Genomic DNA, 22,745 nt, shown 5'->3' with positions numbered 1-22,745 from the left:
CTTATAAATTGGGTGATTTTTGTTTTGCGGAGTTTTTTTGTCTAATTTCCTGATTGGATATATTGTTGCCTCGCTGTTTATTGCGGTGTTGGATTCTCTCCTGGCCATTGTCTCTTTTAGAAAGGGTGGCGTTCAGGGGAAGGCCTTGGGTGCGACCTGTGTTGGCTGCGCCTTTGTGGACTTGAGCTATCTGGTTAGCGTTCTTGTTGACGATTACTTCGTATATTCCTGCCTGTCCAGCGTCTATTTCGTGTGTATCGACATCATGCTGCTCTGCCTCGTGATGTTCATTCGTGATTTTTGCAAGTTTAGGAACTCGGCTGTTGGTAGGGGGCATTTCATGGCCGCCCATTTCATTATTCTTGTCGATATCATTGTCTTTGCCATTAATCCCTTCTGTGAAATCGCCATAAGCTATGTTCCCCGTGCAACGGAATTCGCCAAGTACAGCTATAACATGCATGGCCTTTTCTACGTGCATCTGTTTTTCTGCTACGCCATGGTGGCGACTTGCGTTTACTTCTTGCTTTATAAGTTGGTCAGTGTTCCCCTGGAATATAAGAGGCAGTTCCTTTATGCCGTCGCAGGTGTAGTTTCCATTGTGGCGATCAATGCCGTATTCCTGTTCCTGCCGGGTCTTTCCAAGTACAACTTCCTTGATTATTCCATTCTTGGCTATAGCATTGGCGCCTATGCGTTCTATTGGGCCTGCTTCCAGTATTCTATCAAGGGCATGACAAATCTGTTCAAGATGAGTGTCTTCGAGAATATCGACCAGGGACTCATGCTGTTTGATTACGAAAACCGTCTGATTCTCTACAACGATATGGTGTATAAGCAGTTCCCTAGGCTTAAATTTAGGGATATGCTGCCGCTGCGTGAATTCACCGATATGTGCGGCGTGAACATCAAGGACAATTACGAGAATTACGTGGTGCAGTGCTATGCCGAAACAGATGCCGGCAAGAAGCCTCTGCGTTGCGACTTTAGAACGTTGCGTAATAAGCGTGGCCGCATCATTGGCCGACTGTTCATGTTCTCCAATGCGGTTCTCGCGACGGATCCTCTGACCGGTTTCCATAACTGGGATGATTTCGTTTTCTATTCCGAAGAAAACAAGGACGTTGCTCGCGGAGACCTGGTTGTTCTTGCCTGCGACATTATGGGCTTGTCGTTTATTAACGGCTCTAAGGGCCGGCATGCCGGTGACCGTTGCATTAAGGAACTGGCAGACTTGATGCGTAACTATTTCCCGGATGATGCCTATTTTGTTCGCGGTCAAGATGCTATTCTCATTGCATTCTGCGCCGGTGGGTCCGAAGAAATTGTTGTTGACTCCTTGAAGGCGCTGGAAGAAAAGTTTGAACCTAAAATCCAGTATGGTGTCAGCGTATGTAGAAGTTCCGACAATATGCTGGAAGGCATAGGTCTTGCCATAAAGGGACTTAAGCAGAAAAAACTGCTGTGTAAGGAATCCAACCATTCCGTAATCCTGAATTCCCTGGTGCAGGCCCTGCAGGAAAGTGACAACGATACCGAGGAACATGTCCGCAGAACTCAGCTGATGGGCGCGGAACTTGGCCGCCGTATCGGCCTGAACGACGTGCAGTTGAGCGACCTTTCCCTGCTGTGCCTCCTGCATGATATTGGCAAGATCGGTGTTCCCCTTGAAATTTTGAACAAGCCCGGCAAGCTGACTGCCGAAGAATGGGATACTCTGCGAACTCATCCGGTGAAGGGTTATCAGATTGCCCAGAGTTCTCCGGAACTTTGCGGTATCGCCGATATGATTTTGCACCATCATGAACGTTGGGATGGTGCCGGTTACCCGGATGGTCTGGCCCGCGAATCGATCCCCCTGCTTTCTAGAATTATTGCGGTGGTGGATGCCTTTGATGCCATGGTGAATACCCGTGCCTATCGTAAGGCCCTGCCTCAGGATGTGGCTATCGAGGAACTGAAGCGCTGCGCCGGTACTCAGTTCGACCCCAACATTGTTTCTGAATTCATCCAGATGATCGAGGCGCTGCCTTCCAAGGCTTCGGAAGTGGCCGAGGCGGTTTCCGAAGAAGTCCGTGAAGTGGTCAGGGATGAATTGACTCAAGGTGCAAGTTCTGCCAATTCCTTCCATAGTGTGCATAACCTGCGCTATGTCCGCTATACCCTGGACGAGCAGAATAACATTATTGATTTTGACAAGGACTTTGAACGTCTAACTGGATTTAGTGCGTTGGATATTCAAAAGAATCGCATGAACCAGACGGACTTGCTGCCGCCTGAAGACCGTACCGAATATGTCTGCCAGATTACAGAAGCGCTTGGCAAGAATCCCAGTGCGTTCTTTGAACATCGTATCATGCGTAAGGACGGTTCTGTTATTTACGTGCTGTGCTACGGTCGTCGTTATTTTGATTCTGCCACCAGGTCCGGTCGTGCCGAGGTCATTGTGGCCGATGTGGCGGACACCTATACTTTGCGTATCATGGCTGACATGGAACGTAACAAGGTTCGCCGTCAGCAGGCTCAGTGGGAAAATGCTTACCGCAGGGATTCCCTGACCGGCCTGTTGACCCGAAACGCCTTCAAGAGTGATACGGAATTCAAGTTGCTGGAAGGCAAGTGCAAGGTGATGCTGTTGATGCTGGATGTAGACAAATTCAAGGAATACAACGACACCTATGGCCATGTCGCCGGTGACGAGTTCCTGAATCTTATCGGTCAGACCTTGCTTTCTTCCTTGCGTCGAGATGACATTGCCGGACGTATGGGCGGCGATGAATTTGCGGCAGCCCTGTTCTTTAAGAAAGAAAGCTCCGATGAATTTATGTATGAACGCGCCCAGCAGATTTTCGATAAGATCAACATGACCTTGAAGATGGCTGCAAAGGGAACCAGCCTTTCTATGGGTGCCATTATCTCTAACGAAGAGATGAACACCTTCAATGAACTGTATCAGTCTGCTGATAAGCTTCTGTACAAGTCTAAGGAAAACGGTCGTTCCAGACTTTCTGTTCGCCAGTAATTAGTCCAGCTTGCCCTGGTAAAGTTCCAGGAGCTTGCGGGCCAGAAGGCTTGTGTACTTGGCGTTGGTCAAGGTGACCTTGGCTTTTTCCAAGTTGTTTTTCTGGGAAAGATAATCGGTATAAGTGAGGGCGCCTGCGTTGCGCTGCTCTTCGGCGACGGCCAGGGCTTCTGTTTCGGCATCGACCTGGAGGCTGGCGGCCTTCCACTGCATATCGGCACTCATGGCGTTGATGTACAGCTTCTCGATGTTGTTCTCCAGATTTTTTGCGGATTCCTGGAGGGCTACCTGGGAAGAGGCTTCGTTCACCTGGGCCTGCAGCACCTTGTTTTCGGTGGAGCCGTTATCGATGATGGGAATATTGATGTTCAGGGAAAGCGTGTTTGTCCAGCCTTCCTTCATCTGTTTGCCGTACTGGTCTGACTCAAAACCTGTAAATCCTGTTGTGGAGCTTGCGCCCAGAGTGACGGTAATGGAGCTATTCTTGCCGGCCACTTCGGTGTTCTTCTTGGCGGCCTTCACGGAAATACTGTCTGATTTTAGACCCGGGTTCGCAATACGTGCGTCTGCCTGTAATTGTTCGTAGGGCGGAAGAGCCTCTAGGGAGTCGGGGGTAGAAACGTTAGCCTCTAGGGCCACCACGTTCATGCTGTCGCTGGCGTCCACTTCCATAAGCTGGCGCAGGGTGGTCTTGGCGGTGCTGACATTCAGCTGGGCGGTCAGCTGGGAAACTTGTTTCTGCAAAACGCTGGACTGGGACTGGGTCAAATCCTTCTTGGTGACGGAGCCCGCTTCGTACAGCTTACCGTAATTTTCAAATTCGGCTTGGGCCAGTTCGACGGAGGCGTCGGCGGTGCGCAGGTTTTCCTGGGCGGCCAGCAGGCTCATGTAGGCGTTCAGCACACTTTCTTGAATGGAACGCTCGGTCTGCTTGGTGGCGAGGACTGTGGCTTCCTTGGACAGCTGAGACGCTTCGGTATTCAGCTTGGAGGATCCGCCATCCCAGAGGGTATAGGAGCCGGAAACGCCTACAGAAAAACGGTAGTGGTCCTGGGGGTGGGCGGCCAGGGGGCGGTCGTAAATGGAGTTGCCGATGCTTGCGCTGACAGTGGGGCCGCCGCTAGCCTGGGCCTGCCTTACAGAAATGTCGGCGGACTGTTCCCTGAGCTTGGCTGCTTCCAGGGAGAGGCTTGCCTTTTTGGCCTGATCAAGGCATTCTTCGAGGGTCCATGTGCCGTTTGCTGCCCAGAGCGCGGTTGCACTGGCGATAAATCCGTAGAAAAATGCTTTCGAGTTGATCATGACCTTTGGATGCCTGAGGTGGCGGTTTCGTTGCCTCGGGCAATCGTGGCGAACGGCGAATACAAAATAGAAAAAGTGGTGTGGCTATGGTGGCAATAAGAAAAAGACCCGGCGTATTGCCAGGTCTTTTTTCAGTGGACGGTATTGGATTTGAACCAATGACCTCTGCCGTGTGAAAGCAGCGCTCTAAACCAACTGAGCTAACCGTCCGAAGTGTGAGCCAAATATATAAACAACTTTTGGGGTTGTCAAGGGGCAAGAAGAGTTTTGCCTTACAGGTACTTATCTTCGGCGGCCTTGAGGATGGTCAGGAATTCAGCCGGGGTCTTGGAGGCAATCAAATCCTTACGGACACCGCCATCGGCTAGCAGACGGCTGACGGAGGACAGGGCCTTCAGGTGGGGGCCAACGGTGTTGCCCGGGCTGACAATGAGGATGATCAGGTAGACCGGTTCGCCATCGAAAGAAGCGAAGTCCAGACCGTTTTCGATGGTGGCTGCCACCATGCACATGCGGTCCACGTAGTCAATCTTGGCGTGGGGTACGGCCAGTCCGCAACCGATACCGGTAGAACGGCTCTGTTCGCGGTTCCATACTGCATCGAAAATTTCGTCGCGGTGATCCAGTTTGTAGGCACTGCAGAGCGTGTCCACCAGCTCGTTCAGGATAGCTTCCTTGGTGGTGCTGGCGGAATTGATCAAGATGCAATTGTCAACAAATCTTTCGGAAAGACGCATATTGTCCTTAGTCCTTTTGTAAATGTCTATAAATAGATATTTTAGAAAAAAAATCGCATTTGGGGAGTCCCCAAATGCAGATGTAGTCAGAAAATATTAAAAATTGCCGTTTTTAACGTAAAAAAGCCAATAATTCTGTCTGCGAGTTGAGTGCAGTTTCGCTTTCCAGGGCGTTTTTCATGGTCAAGACATCAATTTGGCCGGGTGCTTCGGCCTTTCCGATGGCGCCGTAGGTCAGATTTGCGCCCTCTTTTAGGCTCCAGAGGCGGCTGACCTTGCCGGTTTCGCCCATGCCGAAGGCGGCGAAAAGTTCGAATTTCTTGAAATTCTTCTTGATGAACTTGTAGAGGCGGTCGCAGTCGTTTTCGGAATTGCTCATGGCGGCGATCTTCAGACCGGGTGCCTTGAACTGCAACAGTTCCTTGGCGTATTCTTCCAGTTCGGCGTCGCTAGGAACCCTTTCGAAGTTGTGTTCCGAAATGAGCAGCTTGACCCTGCGGAGGGCGGCCATGTCGTGCAGCTTGCTGTAGTTGGCCAGGTAGTCTCGTTCCAGGTCCAGCCATTCGGGGACTTCGGCGGCATCCAGAATCTTGCTCCACAGTTCCATGCGGTCTACCACGCGGGCATCGGGGAAGGTGCCGCCGTCGTGCTTGAGACGGATGGTGCCGATCTGCAGCTTGCCGGGAGCTACCTTGCGGACGCGGGCGGAGAGGCCTGGCCACTGGCTTTCTTCAAAGAAATCGTAACGGATTTCTACGGCGGTGCAGCGGTCAAAATCCTTGCGAACCGGATGGTTGGCGTCTTTTTCTGCGGCTTCTAGGGCGGCGGGGCCAATGAGGCCGACAAGATACTTGGTTGAACTGGTCATGGGCGTAAATATAGCAAAGGAGCGGGGGGAGGGGGCGCCTTTAGTGATGAGCGATGAGTTGTGAGCGGTGAGCTAGATAATCGCGCCGGAGGCGCCGGAATTAGGTGTCAGGTATGAGGCAACAGGCTACAGGCGCTTGGCTGTCATCCTGAGCGAAGCGAAGGATCTAGATATCAGATACCAGATATGAGATACGAGATATGAGTTTTTATAATCGCGCCGGAGGCGCCTAACTTTATAATTTGCAATTCATATCTCGTAATTCATAATTAAAAACAGTGGGATCCTGAAACGAGTTCAGAATGACACCCTCCCTTCACTATTCACTCCTTTTTGACAGTTCTTAAAAATCTGACGATATATAAATTGCTAATATTAACTTTGAACAAAAAGATTGCATTAAAGGATGCTATTTATGGCAGATTGTAACGAAAAGAAAGAAGCCCAGACTCCGGACATGATGAAGAAGGCCGAAGAATACTTGGCCAACAACCGTCGCATTTTCCTTTGGGGCGGCGTGGATGATGAAAGTGCCGAACGTATCGTGAAGCAGCTTCTTTACCTGGATTCCCTGAATCACGACGATATTACTCTTTATATCAACAGCCCCGGTGGCGTTATTTCTAGTGGTCTCGCTATTTATGACTGCATGAACGCCATCCAGAGCGATGTGGTTACCGTTTGCTGTGGCCAGGCTGCCTCTATGGGTGCCGTGTTGCTGACTTCCGGTGCCAAGGGCAAGCGCTATGCATGGCCCAATGCCCGCATCATGATTCACCAGCCCCTGATCCACGGCGAAATCGTTGCCCCCGCAAGCGATATCCAGATTCAGGCCGAAGAAATGCTGCGCATCCGTAACATCACCGGCAAGATTCTTGCAGAAACTTCTGGCCACACCATCGAAGAAATCGACCGCGATACAGAACGCGACAACTTCATGAGTGCCGAAGAGGCCAAGAAGTACGGCCTGGTTGATATCGTCGAAAGCAAGCTTTAATTTATTGCCCGCGAGAAAACTATGGGATTTTTTTCAGCCATTAAGAATGGTCTTGCCAAGACCCGCGACGCCCTGATCGGGGAGTTGAAGGGTATTGTTGGCGCCGGTAAGATTACCGACGACACCCTGGAAGATCTTGAAGAACATCTGATCAAGGCCGACGTTGGCGTGGAGGCGGCATTCCTCCTGACCGACGCCCTCCGCGAAAACGCCCTGGGCAAGTCCCTGACTACGGAGCAGGTCCTTGATATTATGCGTAACGAGGCGGAACGCCTTCTGAAGGATCCTCCCAAGTTCGAACTGAAGGGTAAGCCCCATGTGGTTCTGGTGATTGGCGTGAACGGCGCCGGAAAGACCACGACCATCGGCAAGCTTGCGGCTCGTCTTATTGGCGAAGGCAAGAAGGTGATGATCGCTGCCTGCGATACCTTCCGTGCTGCTGCTATCGACCAGCTGGAAACCTGGGCCGAACGTTCCGGTGCGGAATTCGTGAAGCATCAGGAAGGCTCTGACCCGGCTGCGGTCGCCTTCGATGCATGCCAGGCTGCAACAGCCCGCGGCTGCGACGTGGTGCTGATCGATACAGCCGGTCGTCTGCACAATAAAGACTACCTGATGGAAGAGCTGAAGAAGATTGTCCGCGTCATCAAGAAGGTGAATCCGGACATGCCTCACGACATGTGGCTGGTCATCGACGGCAATACCGGACAGAATACCATCAACCAGACCAAGATCTTCAACCAGAGCTTCCCGCTTACAGGTCTCGTGGTGACCAAGCTGGATGGTACCGCCCGCGGTGGCGCCGTGCTTTCTATCGCCAGCTCCCTGCAGATTCCTATCCGCTGGATTGGCATGGGCGAACGCATCGACCAGCTGGTGGAGTTCAACAAGCGTGAATACGTAGACGGACTCTTCGAAAACGCACTGGACAAAAAGAGCGAAGGCTAATGTTTTTGTCTTGCAAAAAAGCATGTTTTGAGGAGGGGCGTCTTGCCGCCCCTTCTTTTGCGTTTTTTGCTAGGCGCCTTGGCGCCGTTGTTTTATTGTTTGCGTTACCCTTTCTGACGTCATGCCAAAAAGAAGAATCGTATAATTCGAATTTTGTGGACGCCTTTGTGGAAATGCGCGTGGTGGAAATGACGTTTGGGGCAGATTCTCCGTCGGCCCGTATTCTGCGTCAGGAAATCATCAAGAAGCATGGCTATACCCGCGAACAGTTCCTGGCCGAGACCGAAAAACTGCTGGACGATGAAAAGCAGTGGGTCGTATTCCAGAAGGCCGTGGTGGCTCAGTTAGACACTTTGTTGGCGGACCGCAAGGAAGATAATGTCAGGGCTTCCAAATCGGTTCCCCATTCTCCTCCGGTTAAGCCCGCGAATCCTATGCTTCAGCAAAGGAAGCCTAAGGGAGGTGATGACTGATGCGACTCCTGTTCTTGATCTTGTTTGCCGCGGTCTGCGCCTTTGCCGACCCGCAGGAACCTAAGAGCCTGGTCCATTGGATGGGGTACAGCGAGGCCTTCGCGCTGGCTAAGTCCAAACCCAAGCTGGTGTTCGTGGACTTATATGCGGACTGGTGCGTTCCCTGTCGTGTCATGGACAAGAACGTGTATATGAATCCTATGGTGGCTGATGCGCTGAACCGGTACTTCTACCCGGTGAAGCTTGATGCGGATTCCCAGGATTCCATTATGTGCGACGGTCAGAAGAATACCGTGCAACGTTGTTATTTTGATGTGTGGGAGCTGAACGCATTGCCCGCCTTTGTGTTGGTGGCTCCGAAAGGCATGAGCATTCTGACGGTGACGGATTCCATGTCGCCCCAGGAGATGCTTGAATTGCTTCTCAAGTTTCTAGAAAAAGAAAAGGAATGGATGTCCCGATGAGCGAATTGATGGGTGAAGATTTCCTCTTTGGTGTTCAGATTGTCTTTTGGACGATGCTGGTGCTGTTGATCCACTGCTATCTGCTGTTCCCTGTAACGCTTCCTTTTGTCAGCGAGCTTTTCAAGCGCAAGAAGTCCTGCGATGCCTCTGACGGTGAGCTGCCTACGGTGTCTATCCTGATTTCTGCCTACAACGAAGAGGCTGTTATCGAACGCAAGATCCAGAACATTCTTGAGATTGATTACCCCAAGGAAAAGCTGGAAGTTCTGATCGGCGATGACGGTTCTGCGGACCGCACTGCAGAAATTGTCGCCCGCTATGCCGACCAGGGAATCACTTTGGTGAAGGCTCCCAAGAATGCAGGCAAGGCCGCCATGCTGAACCGTCTTAACGGAATCGCCAAGAATGACATCCTCTTGCTTTGCGATGCCAACACCATGTTTTTCCCTAACGTAGTCCGTAAACTTGTCCGCGCCTTCCAGGATGAAAAGATCGGCTGCGCCTGCGGTCACCTGATTCTTTCTGACAAGAGCGGAAGCGTTCTTGGCCGCGGCGAAAGCTCCTACTGGGATCTGGAATCTGAAATCAAGAAGTTCGAAGGTGTGCTGGACCGTCTGATTGGCGGCAACGGCGCTCTCTATGCCATCCGCCGTAAACTTTATACGGAACTGCCGGTGAAGAAGAGCGTCATGGATGACTTCTTTATTGCCACCAAGGTCTTGCAGAAGGGTTACTATTGCACCTTCGTTTCTAGTGCTATCGGCACGGAACAGACCTCCAAGGAATCTACAGGTGAATACCGCCGCAAGGTCCGTATCGGCCGCGCCAATTTCAACTTCCTGTTCTCCTACTTGCCTTTGCTGAACCCGTTCCGACCCCTGACCGCCTACCTCTTCTTTTCTCATAAAATTCTGCGTTGGTTCTCTGCGCACATCTTTATCTTGCTGTTTATCTCCAACGTTCTTCTGCTGACCAGCGGCCTGGTGTACCAGATTTTCTTTGGTGCCTTTGTCCTTGGACTTCTTGTGGCGATCTTCAAGATTGTTCCTAGCGGATACTATTTCCTCTTGATGAACTTCGCCATGCTTAAGGGATTCTTTATGGCCTTTGGTCGCGAGAAAAGTGGCGGCTGGGCACGCGAAGCCCGAAGCGATGATGAAGCCTAGTTTTTTGTGGAATCGCTAGATCGGAACGTCTGATTTTAAAACGAGAAGGAATTTGTATGAAACGTCTGCTTGCGAGTCTTGCCTTGGCGCTCACACTGGTTGCCGGATTTGGCGCAACTCCTGCCCGAGCCTTTACCATGGATGTGCAGGGCGGTGTGGTAAACGCCTGGAGCGACATTACCAGTTTTAACCTGAACATTTACGGCCATTTCTGGTTCCCCATCGATCAGATGCTTTTTGTGGGTGTCGGTAGCGGCTATCAGGAACTGGACAATGTGTCCCTTGTGCCGATTGCGGCCAGTGCCTGGGTGCGCTTGCCTATTGGCAGTCAGATGCTTCCTGTGGCAACGGGCGATTGGGGCTACCTGATCGGATCGGACCATCAGATGTTCTGGCGCGCAGGGGGCGGCGTTGACATCAAGAATGGGGACTATTCCTCTATCATGCTGATGGGCGGCTACCAATTCCTGGAACACGACGGCCACGGATACGTTTACGTGCAAGCAGGAATTTTAGTTGAACTGTAAGCTGCGCTCCGCTAATCGGTAACGTTATTGCATTTAAAAAAGGGCTCCCGTGGGGGAGTCCTTTTTAAGTTTATAAATGCGTGTGAAAAATTGCACTATTGTAAACAACTTAAGAAAAATTGTGCTATATTCTTTGTGCCAAATGATAAGGAGAACAAAGAATAAAAAAAATAATTTACTCTATTATGGCGTTATTGTGGTTATGATAGATATGGAAATTTTTCATGTGCAAAAACTTCCCATGGAAAATACGAATTTTACTAAAGCATCTGAATACGGAGTGATTGGATTGCATTATGTAAAACATAAAGATTTGGAATTTAAGGCTAAAACAAGCAAGAATTTAACAAGTGAAACTCGTAAAGCGATTGTTTCAAAGTATACTCTTTCTTATCGCTGAATAATGTTGTGCTGGTGAGACTCTATGATGAAACCTATACAGATCTATTTTATGCTTTTGGTAGTTCTTTTTTTTCAAGGAATCTGCCTTGCGCAATTAATTAAAGTCGCTCCAAAAGAGGCTTCCGTGAAGTCGGATTCGTTGTCCGTAAATCTGTCTGGATTTTCTGATACGATAAAAGAATTTGTTTTTGATAGTTCTACGGTTATGGCTAATCAGCCCAAAAATGAAGCGAACTTATTACTACGCATGGGAATATGCGCGGCTTCGGCTTTTGCGTACAGGCCAGGAGGTACTCCAGCATTGTGTAACATAGTTCCGTCTTTAAAGCGTTAGTGGAAAAAATGAATAGGAGGTTGTTTATGAGGAAACTTGTTTTCTTGCTATCGGTTCTTGCCAGTTTGAGTTTTGCCGGAATTGAGGCTTCTCTCGGTTTTGGACCTTATCATGGAATAGTCGGTGTCGGGTACACCATGATGGATGATCATTTTTCTGCGAACATCCACTTGTCGAACTTTAGCACCGATTATGATTTTTTTGGTGGAATGGGTGTCGCCTATCGTTTCAGTGGACTGTCCGGCGCCTATGTATTCCATTCCTCCGATTGGATGACCGGTGAAGTGGAGGGCTTTAGGATTAGGTTGGAAGATGGTGAATTTGCCGATGTGGAGGAAACCTGCAGAAGGTTTGACTACTGGCGTCTGGTTTTCGGCCTGGGTTTTCAGTACCTGATAACAAAGCATCTGGGAGCCTATGTTGAAGTTGGGTTCCAGTTCCTTGCTGGAGATGGCGGCTACTATACAAATTTTGACGAGCTTTATGGCAGACTCGATAATGATAAACTTGTTTTCCCCGTGGGTCTAGGTATCGTTGCTGACTTTTAAAAAAAAGACTCCAGTTTAACTGGAGCCTTTTCTATGCGGCCTGGCGCCTGATACTTGATACCTAAATCCTGACGCCTGAATTCTAGCCCTTTGCCAGCAGTTCCATGAGTTCGCTGTCGAGGCGTTCCGGATTGTTGTACTGGGCCAGGTTGTTGTGCAGGGATTCGCCCTTGGATACGATACCGAAGTCCAGGTTCTTGTAGTTCCAGTAGCTGTAGCCGACATCTGCGTCACGGAGGATTTCCATGAAGTCGCGCATCCATGCCATCTGGTACTTGCGGGCCACCTGGACGTAGACGCCGAATTCGTTACAGGCGACGGGCAGGTTGTACTTGCGGCGGAAATCCAGGGCGTTCTGGATGCTTGCCTGCAGACGGGCCTTGTCCCATTTGCCATATTCAACGTCGAGGCGGGTGCAACCGTCATCGACAGGGGCGGCATAGTCACCGGGCCAGGGGCGTTCCATGTGGAAGAACGGGTCCTTGATCCATGCGGCACCTTGGTGGGTGAATGTTACCGGGGTGTAGGTGTGGAAACTGTAGATGGCGTTATCGTCATCCAGCGGAGTCAGGAATTCAAATTCGCGGGCGCTGTTCCACTTGTTGGCACCGACCACGATGGTGTTCTTGGGGGCGTGCTTACGGATGGTCCAGAAGATTTCATCCTTCACCTTGTCCCAGACCTTGGAGTCGCCTGCTGCAGGTTCGTTCAGCAGTTCCATCATGACGCGGGATTCACCGCTGTAGCGTTCTGCCAGATAAGACCAGACCTTGTTGGTGTCCTTGCGGGCGTCGGCGCTGACAAAGAAAGCCTGTTCTTCGTAGCTGGCCAGGTGGAAGTCATGGCCGGGGCACTTGTGCAGGTCCAGGATGACATCCAGGTCTGCAGCCTGGATTTCCTTGAGGGCCTTGTCCAGCAGGGCGAACATTTCTTCGTTGGGCTTCAGTTCTTCGCCGTCGAACATGTTGAAATAGTCCACCGGCAGACGGACGTGGTTGAACCCAGCATTGCGGATGCGCTTGAAATCTTCCACACCGAGGAAGGTCTTTACGTGTTGGATGATCCCAGGGAAACCCACGGGATCTTTTTCCTGGATGCAGTCTACCTGACTGAACCAGCCGCCCAAATTAACTCCCCGCAGTCTTTCTTTAATCATGTTACCATCCCATTTAAGTTGAGGCCGTCGGAATTGACGGCCGATTGAGAAACTTTACTCGTTAACGATATTCAGGTCTTCGTCTGCAATGTTCAGACCGAGAACTACTTCCATGTCGTCGGGAAGTCCGTTAAAGTCAACGATCAGGCCAACCTTCTTTTCGTCGTCCTTCTGCTTTTCGAACAGGGCGACATCATAAATCTTCATCTTTACCACAGCTTCCTGGGTAACGGGAATTTCGATGGTCATCCCCTTGCTGATGGGGCCTTCAATAATCTTACCCTTGAACACCAGAGTATTCTGGTCTTCGCCAAGGGAGGTTTTCTTTACGTGAAATACAGCCATTGTGCTTTAGCCACTATTTATACTTCAGTTAATCCTCAGTTTATTAAATCCAGCCTGTTGTAAGGCTTTGGGAAAAGTTAATTTTTTTATATGACTTTGCGAGTAGGACGAATTCCTTTTTTGGTCTGTGCACCCTTTTTTCACGACTTTTTGGGCCGCGAATCCGAATTTGGCGATGTAGATTTTGTGGATGGGCCACCTAGCGCCCATTGTGCGGGTCTAAAAGATGGATCTATCCACCTTTCCCCGGCATCTTCCATTACTTTTGCCCAGAAACCGGGGGCTTTTGTGCTGTCTCCGACGCTCTGCACTTCCTGCTCCTTTGAAGTCCGTTCCGTTAAGTTGTTTTCAAATCTGCCGGTCCAGGAACTGTCGGGGAAGCGGGTGCGTATGACAGCCCAGAGCAAGACGTCCGTGACGCTTTTGCGGATCTTGCTGGAGACTCGCTTCGGTCTGCGTCCCGACTATGTGGATGGGGCGTATCAGCCTGGGGATGACGCCTGCCTGCTTATTGGCGATCAGGCCCTTGAAGAAAATGAACGTCGCCGGTTCGCCTACAGTTACGACCTTGGAACCTTGTGGCAGGACTGGCAGAAATTGCCCTTCGTCTTTGGCGCCTGGATTATTGCCAAGGAGGCTTTGTCCGACGAACTGCGCCCGACTCTCCTGCGGTACATGGATGCGACCAGGAACAGTATCGAAACATTTAGCGCTAGGCCTTCTGCGGCCCTAGATAAATGGCTTGCCCGTTATCCTGTCAACTTGCCCCGCCCCGTTATTGAAAGTTACTACTCGGCCCTGGATTACCGTTTTACCGAGGAACGCAAGGAGTCCCTGAACCTTTTCTTTAGGTATGCCGCAGATTTGGGGCTTGTTCAGGCCGCTCCGGTATTGGAATTTTTACAAGAACGGTGATGACTTTGGTCCCTTGAAAATCTATTTTTAGTGTGTCTCTGTTGGTGTGTGTGTAAAAGGTTAAGAGACAAAGATAGGGATAAAATGGTCGAAGAAAAGATTCTCATCGTTGATGATAGTGCGGAAGTTCTTGAGCGTACCCGCAACCTTCTGACTCACGTGGGTTATAATGTTACTGCATGTACCTCTGGCGAAGAGGCCCTGGAGTATTTGGAATTAAACAGCGTTGACCTGGTTCTTCTTGACATTAACATGCCTAGCATGAACGGGTACGAAGTCTGTCTTCGAATCCGTCAGCGTTATGCCTTGGATGATCTGCCGGTGATTTTCTTGACGAGCCGTGAAGATACCGAAAGCGTGACTAAGGGATTCCATTCAGGTGCGTCTGACTTTGTGAGCAAGAATGCCGTGGAAGACATTCTGTTGGCCCGCGTCAATGTGCATATTCGACTGTCCCGTTCCCTGCGCTACCTCCGCGATATTTCTCTGACCGATGACATGACCGGCTGCTACAACAGACGCCACGGTATGAATTCACTCCGCGAACTTTTCTCTCGCGCACGCCGTTATGGAACGCAGTTCTCCCTGATTTATTTTGACTTGAACGGACTTAAGCAGGTGAATGACCGCTATGGCCACCAGGCTGGCGATTTGATGCTCCGTTCCGTGGTGAATTCCGTCAAGGCTTTGCTCCGCGATTCCGACTTGTTCTTCCGCATGGGCGGTGACGAGTTTATGATCCTCTGCCCCGAAACCGATAAGAAGGGGGCCTTCATTTGTGTCGAACGTATGGAAAAGGCTGCAAACGCAATTACCATCGTCGATCAGAAGGTGACTTTCGCTTATGGTATCGCACACTCTTCTGAAGACTACTCCGAAATGGACGACATGCTTCACAGTGCAGATGTATCTATGTACGAATGCAAGAAGAAGATGAAAAGCGAAAAATAGCGGAGAGCTTATAGCTGACAGTTTAAAGAAGGACTCGGAGAAATCCGGGTCCTTTAATTGTGGGATGATATAACTAGATATGAGTTATGAGTTAAAGTAAGGCGCCGTTGGCGCGATTATCTAGCTCATAGCTCACCGCTGAAAGGAGTCGCAGGCCCGAGCTCATACCTCATACCTGAAGCCTGAAAGCGCGCTCCGCGCGCGCCCTCACTTAAGGGCTGCGCGTACAGCGTCCAGCAATTCTGTCAGGCGCTTGCCGATTTCTTCCCAGTTACCTTCTTTCATCAGCTTGGCGCTGAAGATGCTTCCGCCGAATGCCAGCAGGTTGGCGCCTGCCTTGATGTATTCACCGGCATTTTCGGCGTTCACGCCGCTACAGGCCAGCAGGGGTATGTCGCGGAAGGGACCGCGCAAAGCCTTGATGTACTTGGGACCGCCAACGCAATCTACCGGGAAAATCTTGACGGCCGTTGCGCCCAGGTCGTAGGCCTTCTGCACTTCGGTGGGGGTCAGTGCTCCGGGGATAATCGGGGTCTTGGAGCCTGCCGCCGTGCGGATGATGTTGCTACGGGTATTGGGCGTTACGATGAAGTTGGCGCCTGCGTGCATGGCCTTTTCCAGGTCGCTATCATGGCGCACGGTGCCTGCGCCGACGGTAATGCCGTAGGGCTTGCAGGCGGCCTTCAGTGCTGTAATGATTTCTGCGGCATTGTCGGTGTTCATGGTGACTTCAATAGCCTTAAGACCGCACTTGGCCGCAGTCTGTGCACAGAGTTCTTCGGATCCTCGGGGGATATCGCGAAGGATGCCGATGACCGGCATGTCTTTCAAAAATTCAAGTAGTTCCATGGCAATAAATATAGTGCAAAAAAAAATGGATTGGATTTTTTGCATGAAAAATCTCACATGGGTCTAAGGGGATGTGGTTGTCGTTTTCTGCGACTTTTCCGCAAAATGAAAAACGCCGGCTTTTTTTTAGCCGACGTTCTTTACGCTTGATGTAATTTGATGGATTACTTCAGTTTGAATGCCTTGGTGGCAAGAACCTTCTCGCCGGACATGAGACGTGCAACCATGGCGCTACGATGAGGAAGCTTTGCGAGGCTGACCTGTGCGGAGGTGCCGTCGAAAGTCTGTGCCATGAGCTGGTTGCCCAGCATGTCGAAGACCTTCAGGGTCTTTGTGCCCTGTGCAGGTGCAACTACATAGAGGCCTCGGCCGTTGACGATCATCCTTGCATTTGCGGCAGGAGCGGCAATCTTGCGGACTCCTACGCGGTCGCTGGTTTCGTCTGCGGGACCATAACCCCAGATGAGTTTGCCCTGGCTGCGGAGTACGATGTAGGGAGCATCAGGCGCTTCCTGGACTTCGATGTAATCCTTATCCTTGTCGGAAATTCCATCGTAGGCGGGCATGCTGTTGCTTGCGGTATGCGACTTGAAGCTCCAGCCCTTGGTGAAGTCTACCTTTGCGGGCTCAAGAGCGTATTCGCAGGCTCCGCTAACCTTTGTACCGGAGGTTACGCTAAGGTCGAGACGGACATATCGGCCGATACCTAAGGAGTCCAGAACAATGGGGAGTGCCCAGGTGTAGGTCTTGGATTTCTTGTCGTAGGTATCCTTGATCTTCTGGGGATTGTTTTTTCTCAGTTCCTTGCGAATCTCGTCTTCGTTGCTGCAAGGCTTGTTGAATCCGCCCTGGTCGTAGGCCTGGCAGATTGACAGGTTGAACAGTACGTTGCAGTTTTCGACGTCATCTTCGGTTGCGTCGAAGTAGACGTATGTAACAACGCTGTCCATTCTCTTCAGGGTGCTGTTGCTGAAGCTGATGGTCAAGTAGTCCAGTTCGTTGAACTCGTAATGGTATGCACCGACGTGAATGTTGTCTGCCTGGAAAATGTCGGGATTCTTGTTGCAGTTGTCGCACTTCTTTTCAAAGTAGTCGTCGCCGCCGTTGCTGACGATTGTCAAGGCAGAGACAAGTGCAGCAGATCCATCGAGGCAAGTCTCGGAAAGATGATAGTCTTCCCAGCTCAATGCGCTAGGACTAATGGAATTTTCTGCACCAGGAATGATTCCTCCGAAAAGACCTCCAACGGGTCGTACGTACTTGTATGCGACGCTACCTCGTGCATTACGTCCTTCGGGGTTTGATATTCTGTGGTGGGGATGGTTGTCGTTCTTGTCGCCAACGCCGTAAATGAAGGAAACGTCCCAGGGGTTGACGCCTAGCATGTAGTTCAGCTGGTTGATACCCAACTGATGCAGTTTTTCGGAGTTCCAGTTCAAGGTGCCCAATGTCGGAAGCTTTACCTTTTCCAGGTCCTTGGCGATATCGGCAAGGGCGAGGACTTCAAAGATATTTCCCGCTTGATAGCGGTTATATATCCATGATTGATCCGTTTGCATGCTATACCATGCACCGTCATAGCTGATGGCTCCGGATTCGCTTGAGAGTAGGCTGACAGGAAGTTCGATGCTACTTGTGCCGGAGTTCGAAAGATTTTGCAGGTTGATGGCCATGGTGCTTGCCACCTTTTCTGCATATCCCAGACGTTTTTCATCGGAGATGCCGTACTTGGTTGCGGTCTTTGAATCCTTCAGCAACAGTTTGTAGAAAGCATAGAGTGTCAGCGTGTTGACGTTTGCCCAGCTGGTGTTCCTGCTGGACTTTAACATGCCGTTTCGACCATGGGCCATCCAGCCGCCATTGAAGGCGAAGCTTCTGCTCATCTGATCTGTCCCGATTTCCGTATCTTCGACGGCGTCGTTCAGGTAATCCATTTTGCCGGACTTTTCGTAAGTGGCGTAGTGGAGGGCGATCGCTGCCAGGGCGAGATCGTCGTGATATTCATTATTGCCGTTGTAGGCTGGGGTACTCCATCCTGCGGCCATTGTGTTGTAAACAAACTTCTTCCCCTTGTCATAGGAGTCGTTGCCAAGTGCCAGGTTCTTGGCGAAGTCGTACATCTTTTCGGCGACCATCAGGCAGGAGTCGGCGAAGTCCTTGTCGTATTTGGCGTAGTCCTTGCTCAGGATGGCAAGGCCAGCCGCGATTTGACCGGAAATATTGGAACCCAGTTCGCCGAGACGGACGTCGCGATCTGCGGGACCGCCGCGCATCGAAATGACGATGTAGTCCTGAAGTTCAGGGCGAACCCATAAACCGTGATCGCTACCGAAGTTACCCACGGAAACGGCCATGTTGTCGACAACGCCATTGGCAGCCTTGAATGATCTCAGGAAGAAATCCGCACCGTGCTTTGCTTCGCGAAGAACGTCAGGAACGTTGTCGGTCTTTACGAATTCCCCGTGGTTGTATGCATAATGGTCAACGTCCTTGGAGGGGTTGGAGGCCGCGGCGACGGCAAGATTTGCAAATGCGTAAGCCTGGGTCTGGGATTCCTTCAGGTAGTCACCGCAGTCGTACCAGCCACCCTGCAGGTCGCCTTCATTGGTTGTTACACCGGAGACTACTTTTTCGTCGAGGACCACCTTGCCTGCGCCGTCCTTGACGTGGCTCGGACCATGGAACCAGGAATCGGAATTGCCGCTGCGCTGGATGCCAAAGAATTTAATGGCCGCATCCTTCACCATGGTGTAGACGTCTTCGCTTACGATGAAGGTGCTGGAGATCTCGTCACCGACCTTGATGCGGAGGCGCTTGTCGGTGGGGACGGACTGGGGAATGTTTCCGACGAGGATACTTCCGGAGGGGCCGTTGAACTCGACAGAGTAGCGTTTATGATCGCTAATAGTTGCGTCAGTGCCTGCGACGATAAGCCAGCTGGAGGTGGTTTCTTCGGAAGTCTTCGTGAGGGTCCCGGTAATTTTCTTGCTTAAGGACTTGCCGTTCTCATCGACGACTTCGAATTCCTTGGCGGTGCCGATAAAATAGAACTGACGTTCCGTATCGCTCTTCAGGTAGCCGGCCTGGTTTACGCGAATGGGAGAGATGGTCGTGTTGATGACGTCAAGATAGGCCTGGTCCAGGGTGTCAGGCATGAGGGCTCCGGCCTTGAAGTTTGCCGGGGTCTTTTCTTCGGGCAGGACGTTATCCTTTTTTGCATTCGGCTCGAAATTGTCGAGAGCCTTGGCGTCCCAGGTCAGGGGCCAGGTGGGGCGAATCAGGTCATAGGGGGTGGTAGCTGCAAAGGCGGTTGCAGAAAGTGCTGCAATGGCGGAAGCGGCTATCAGGGTTTTCTTTTTGGGGTGACGCATTAATACCTCGTTGTTCACAAGGTAATAATAACTAACTTTTATAAAAGAATGCAAGTAAAAAGTATGTTACTCGAACCTTAAAGCATCTATGGGGTCCAGGCGGCTTGCCTTTCGTGCAGGGTACCAGCCGAAGAATACTCCAGTCACAAAACAGACGCCGAAACTGACCACCACGCTGGTAATGGAAACGCTCATGGGCCAGTTCAGTATGGACTTGACTGCCTGAGAGGCTCCGATGCCGAGACCGATTCCGATGAGACCGCCCAGCAGGCTGATCATGACGGATTCAATCAGGAACTGCAAGAGTATATCGCGACCGCGTGCGCCAATAGCCATGCGCAGGCCGATTTCCTTGGTACGTTCCGTAACGGAAACGTACATGATGTTCATGATGCCGATACCGCCAACCAGAAGGCTGATGCCCGCAATTGCCGTAAGGACTAAGGACAACATATCGGACGTGTTGGTCATCATGGTAATCATTTCTTCCTGGGTGAAAATTCGGAAGGGGTCCGTGGGCTTTGTCCAGCTGCGACGTTCCTTCAGGATACCCATGATTTCTTCTGTGGCCTGTTCCGCGTAGCCTTCGCCGATGGAGTTTGCGTAAATCTGGCGGATTTCCGTGGTGGCGTTAAAACGCTTCATTACCGTCTGGTAGGGCGTGAAGATGACATCATCCTGGTCCTGCCCGAAATCACCGCTGCCTTTGGCCTTTAATGTGCCGATGACCTTCAGCGGGATGCTCTTGTATCGGATGGTCTTTCCGATGGGGTCTGTATCGGGGAACAGGTTCTTGATGACAGATTGGCCGATGACGCAGACTTTGGACATCCGGTCCGCTTCGTCGTCGAACATGACGCCGTCCTCGATTTCGTAGTTGCGGATCTTGAGGTAGTCGCTGGAAATTCCGCTGAGTTGGGTGGGGGAGTTGTTGTTTCCTGCAATGGCCTGGCCGTTGGCGGTAATCATGGGCGATACGCCATTGATGAACTGTGCCCTGTTGCGGATTTCGATAACGTCTTCTTCTTCTAGGGAGACCGCGGATTCCGTTTGCACGCCGCCGCGACGGTCGCGATTAGGCATGACGATAATGGCGTTGGTGCCCATGCTGGTCATCTGTTCCTTGATGGACTGCTTGGATCCTTCGCCCATGGCTACCATGGCAATCACGGCGGCCACACCGATGACGATGCCCAGCACCGAAAGGAAGGTTCGCATGCGGTTGCGGAACAGGGCCTTCACTGCAATTTTAACAAGGGTTATAGGGCCCATTATGCGCCCTCCCCGCGACGATCTTCTGAATCATCGTCAAAAACTTCTGGCGGGGGCAATGCCTCAAGGGCGGCCCTTGCGTCGGCCACATTCTCGTTGATGACGTCTTTTTTTAGAAGGCCATCTCGCAGCGTAATGGTGCGTCCGCTGAAGGTGGCGATATCCGGTTCGTGGGTCACGAAGGCGATAGTCTTCCCTTGCCTATGCAAGTCCTGGAAGATGCTCATGATTTCGTAACTGGTACGGGTGTCCAGGTTACCGGTGGCTTCGTCGGCAAGGATAATGACCGGATCGTTGACCAGGGCGCGGGCAATGGCCACTCGCTGCTGCTGACCGCCGGACATCTGGTTGGGCAGGTGATTCATGCGGTCGGAAAGCCCTACCATTTCAAGAGCGCGGACGGCTCGCTTGCGACGCTCCGAAGCAGAAATTTTTGAATTGTACAGGAGGGGCAGTTCCACATTTTCGAGAGCTGTAGTTCGGCTCAGCAAATTGTAACTCTGAAAGACAAAACCCAGCTTCTGGTTTCGGATTTTTGCCAGGGCGTCCCGCTTCAATTTTTCGGTATGCTCCCCGTCCAGAATGTAGTGGCCTGCGGTGGGCTTATCCATACAGCCAAGAATGTTCAACATGGTAGACTTGCCCGATCCGCTGGTTCCCATGATGGTGACGAACTCTCCCTTGTGAATGTCGAAGCTTACTCCGCGCAGGGCGTGTACAGTTTCATCGCCCATCTTGAAGTCGCGACGTAAGTTCTGTATAGAAAGGATAGGGGAGTTGTCCATAGTCGTAATTTTAGATGCTTTTACATTCCACGGGGTTGCAGCGGACGATAAAATACTAAATTTTGGAAGGCGAGTTAGTTTGGGTTTACTTAAGTTAAGTAATGGATTTTGGATGAAAAGACTCGTTTCAATTTTGTTTGTATTTTGCGCCATGGTTGTAGCACAGCCTTTAGATGGCGATAGTGATGGTGTACCCAACGATATTGATCAGTGCCCCAATACAAGGCCGGGCACTCCCGTTGATTCCCTAGGTTGCCCCTTGGATTCTGACCATGACGGTGTTTACGATACCAGGGATCTGTGCCCCGGTACGGAACCGGGAACTCCCGTAGATCAGACTGGCTGCCCCCTGGATACTGATGGGGATGGCGTTCCCGATTATCTGGATAAGTGCCCCAACAGTCCGGTAGGTGCTTTGGTGAATGAACGAGGCTGTGTCCGTGATGATGATGGGGACGGTGTTCCCGACCAGGTGGACAAGTGTCCCAATACACCCTACGATGCCATTGTAGATTCCGTTGGCTGCCCTGTTTCCAGGAATTCAACTCTGGATTATCTGAGGGGCCGAATTGATTTTCAGACTGGCTCTGCCAAGCTGACCAAGGCAAGTTTTTCTGCCTTGGATTCCCTGGTAGACATCCTGATCGGCGCTCCCACCATTAAACTTGAAATCGAGGGCCACGTGGATAACGCCGGTCCCGAGAACATCAACTTGATGCTGTCTCAGGAACGTGCCCAGTCTGTGGTTGACTACTTGGTTGGCAAGGGGATTGATGCCCGTCGCCTGAAAGCGGTGGGGCTTGGATCTAGCCGTCCTGTTGCCGACAATGGAACCTTGCAGGGCCGCAAGGCGAATCGTCGCATCGAATTTATTGTTTGGTAAAGACCCACTTCTTGTAGAGGGTGAAACTGGCCAATACGTAGACTACGTTTGCAACAATGTTTGCGAAGTAGCTGGGTTTCATGAACTTGGAAATCAAGTTTGCGCTTGAGGCCAGCGGACCCCAATTATCAAGGGCGTAGACGCATCCTTCCAGAACCAGAAGGTTCAGGCCGTAGGCACATAAAAATACAATGAGGAATCGGGTAATTTCCGCAGACTTCTTGTTGGAACTTTTGAAATTCCAGATGCGGTTCATGATGTAGCTGTTGCAGCCCCCGGCCACAAAACCCAGGAAGTTGGAAAGCTCCAGATTCCAGTCCAGCAGCTGATGCAACACCCAGACGACTGCCAGGGTAATCAAAGTGTTCATGATTCCGATCAGATTGTATTTGATAAAGTGAAGCATGGCCCGCAAAATAATTATTTTTGA

General features: G+C 51.1%; 22 protein-coding genes and 1 tRNA gene. 12 read left to right on the top strand and 11 right to left on the bottom strand.

From position 1 onward, the window contains the following. Positions 1-37: 37 nt before the first annotated feature. A complete protein-coding gene (locus MMG03_RS08250; RefSeq protein WP_073236019.1) occupies positions 38-3,022 on the top strand; it encodes a diguanylate cyclase domain-containing protein in 2,985 nt (994 codons plus the stop codon). Here MMG03_RS08250 and MMG03_RS08245 read toward each other — a convergent pair whose 3' ends face one another. The 4 genes from MMG03_RS08245 to MMG03_RS08230 all read right to left on the bottom strand — a co-directional run bounded on the left by MMG03_RS08245 (position 3,023) and on the right by MMG03_RS08230 (position 5,929). Beyond that, positions 3,023-4,324 carry a TolC family protein gene (locus MMG03_RS08245; protein WP_073159755.1) on the bottom strand — a complete coding sequence of 434 codons (1,302 nt, stop codon included), beginning with the start codon at positions 4,322-4,324 and terminating at the stop codon, positions 3,023-3,025. 135 nt (positions 4,325-4,459) lie between these two features. Then, positions 4,460-4,534 (bottom strand) — tRNA-Val (locus MMG03_RS08240). A gap of 62 nt (positions 4,535-4,596) precedes the next feature. Continuing rightward, positions 4,597-5,061 (bottom strand): PTS sugar transporter subunit IIA, encoded by a 465-nt coding sequence (locus tag MMG03_RS08235; RefSeq protein WP_073236013.1) that lies wholly within the window; start codon positions 5,059-5,061, stop codon positions 4,597-4,599. Between the two features lie 112 nt (positions 5,062-5,173). After that, the gene (locus MMG03_RS08230) at positions 5,174-5,929 is read right to left on the bottom strand and encodes a type I 3-dehydroquinate dehydratase (protein WP_073236010.1); all 756 of its coding nucleotides are present in this window, start codon (positions 5,927-5,929) and stop codon (positions 5,174-5,176) included. A 415-nt stretch (positions 5,930-6,344) separates the two neighbouring features. On the opposite strand from MMG03_RS08230, the gene MMG03_RS08225 reads away from it, so the two are divergent. From MMG03_RS08225 to MMG03_RS08190, 8 genes are all read left to right on the top strand, one after another. After that, entirely contained in the window at positions 6,345-6,926 is a 582-nt protein-coding gene (locus MMG03_RS08225) for an ATP-dependent Clp protease proteolytic subunit (protein ID WP_073159761.1), read from the top strand. A 21-nt stretch (positions 6,927-6,947) separates the two neighbouring features. Beyond that, a complete protein-coding gene (gene ftsY / locus MMG03_RS08220; RefSeq protein ID WP_249506072.1) occupies positions 6,948-7,874 on the top strand; it encodes a signal recognition particle-docking protein FtsY in 927 nt (308 codons plus the stop codon). 155 nt (positions 7,875-8,029) lie between these two features. Further along, entirely contained in the window at positions 8,030-8,347 is a 318-nt protein-coding gene (locus MMG03_RS08215) for a hypothetical protein (protein ID WP_073236004.1), read from the top strand. After that, entirely contained in the window at positions 8,347-8,811 is a 465-nt protein-coding gene (locus MMG03_RS08210) for a DUF255 domain-containing protein (RefSeq protein ID WP_249506071.1), read from the top strand. The genes MMG03_RS08215 and MMG03_RS08210 overlap by 1 nt, the downstream gene beginning before the upstream one ends. After that, the gene (locus tag MMG03_RS08205) at positions 8,808-9,977 is read left to right on the top strand and encodes a glycosyltransferase family 2 protein (RefSeq protein WP_249506070.1); all 1,170 of its coding nucleotides are present in this window, start codon (positions 8,808-8,810) and stop codon (positions 9,975-9,977) included. The genes MMG03_RS08210 and MMG03_RS08205 overlap by 4 nt, the downstream gene beginning before the upstream one ends. A gap of 56 nt (positions 9,978-10,033) precedes the next feature. Beyond that, on the top strand, positions 10,034-10,504 hold the full coding sequence (locus MMG03_RS08200; protein WP_088658848.1) for a hypothetical protein: 471 nt from the start codon (positions 10,034-10,036) through the stop codon (positions 10,502-10,504). Between the two features lie 76 nt (positions 10,505-10,580). Next, the gene (locus MMG03_RS08195; protein ID WP_249506069.1) at positions 10,581-10,904 is read left to right on the top strand and encodes a hypothetical protein; all 324 of its coding nucleotides are present in this window, start codon (positions 10,581-10,583) and stop codon (positions 10,902-10,904) included. A 362-nt stretch (positions 10,905-11,266) separates the two neighbouring features. After that, complete coding sequence (locus tag MMG03_RS08190; protein WP_073235998.1) at positions 11,267-11,788, top strand: hypothetical protein; 522 nt, start codon at positions 11,267-11,269, stop codon at positions 11,786-11,788. 82 nt (positions 11,789-11,870) lie between these two features. Here MMG03_RS08190 and MMG03_RS08185 read toward each other — a convergent pair whose 3' ends face one another. Beyond that, positions 11,871-12,944, bottom strand: a complete 1,074-nt coding sequence (locus MMG03_RS08185) for a glycoside hydrolase family 5 protein (RefSeq protein WP_249506068.1) — start codon at positions 12,942-12,944, stop codon at positions 11,871-11,873. A gap of 54 nt (positions 12,945-12,998) precedes the next feature. After that, a complete protein-coding gene (locus MMG03_RS08180; protein ID WP_073159777.1) occupies positions 12,999-13,289 on the bottom strand; it encodes a hypothetical protein in 291 nt (96 codons plus the stop codon). Between the two features lie 90 nt (positions 13,290-13,379). Between MMG03_RS08180 and MMG03_RS08175 the strand changes: the two genes are divergently transcribed. Then, positions 13,380-14,204 carry a menaquinone biosynthetic enzyme MqnA/MqnD family protein gene (locus MMG03_RS08175; protein ID WP_073159779.1) on the top strand — a complete coding sequence of 275 codons (825 nt, stop codon included), beginning with the start codon at positions 13,380-13,382 and terminating at the stop codon, positions 14,202-14,204. Between the two features lie 84 nt (positions 14,205-14,288). Continuing rightward, positions 14,289-15,155, top strand: a complete 867-nt coding sequence (locus MMG03_RS08170; protein WP_249506066.1) for a diguanylate cyclase — start codon at positions 14,289-14,291, stop codon at positions 15,153-15,155. A 207-nt stretch (positions 15,156-15,362) separates the two neighbouring features. Here MMG03_RS08170 and MMG03_RS08165 read toward each other — a convergent pair whose 3' ends face one another. The 4 genes from MMG03_RS08165 to MMG03_RS08150 form a co-directional block, all read right to left on the bottom strand. Next, positions 15,363-16,004: a bifunctional 4-hydroxy-2-oxoglutarate aldolase/2-dehydro-3-deoxy-phosphogluconate aldolase gene (locus MMG03_RS08165; protein WP_073159875.1), complete on the bottom strand. Its 642-nt coding sequence runs from the start codon at positions 16,002-16,004 to the stop codon at positions 15,363-15,365. Positions 16,005-16,168: 164 nt separating this feature from the next. After that, positions 16,169-19,375, bottom strand: a complete 3,207-nt coding sequence (locus MMG03_RS08160; protein WP_249506065.1) for a glycoside hydrolase family 9 protein — start codon at positions 19,373-19,375, stop codon at positions 16,169-16,171. A gap of 66 nt (positions 19,376-19,441) precedes the next feature. Next, on the bottom strand, positions 19,442-20,647 hold the full coding sequence (locus MMG03_RS08155) for an ABC transporter permease (protein WP_073159785.1): 1,206 nt from the start codon (positions 20,645-20,647) through the stop codon (positions 19,442-19,444). Continuing rightward, positions 20,647-21,432 carry an ABC transporter ATP-binding protein gene (locus tag MMG03_RS08150; protein ID WP_249506064.1) on the bottom strand — a complete coding sequence of 262 codons (786 nt, stop codon included), beginning with the start codon at positions 21,430-21,432 and terminating at the stop codon, positions 20,647-20,649. Before MMG03_RS08150 ends, MMG03_RS08155 begins: the two co-directional genes overlap by 1 nt. Positions 21,433-21,583: 151 nt before the next feature. On the opposite strand from MMG03_RS08150, the gene MMG03_RS08145 reads away from it, so the two are divergent. Then, a complete protein-coding gene (locus MMG03_RS08145) occupies positions 21,584-22,315 on the top strand; it encodes an OmpA family protein (protein WP_073159788.1) in 732 nt (243 codons plus the stop codon). On the opposite strand, the gene MMG03_RS08140 is transcribed toward MMG03_RS08145, so the two are convergent. Further along, positions 22,302-22,721, bottom strand: a complete 420-nt coding sequence (locus tag MMG03_RS08140; protein ID WP_073159790.1) for a GtrA family protein — start codon at positions 22,719-22,721, stop codon at positions 22,302-22,304. The genes MMG03_RS08145 and MMG03_RS08140 overlap by 14 nt on opposite strands. Positions 22,722-22,745: the final 24 nt, after the last annotated feature.

Source organism: Fibrobacter sp. HC4, assembly GCF_023373925.1.
In the GTDB taxonomy this organism is placed as follows: domain Bacteria; phylum Fibrobacterota; class Fibrobacteria; order Fibrobacterales; family Fibrobacteraceae; genus Fibrobacter.
The sequence above is the reverse complement of the archived record's forward strand: the minus strand, read 5'-3'. Positions and strand labels throughout refer to the sequence as shown.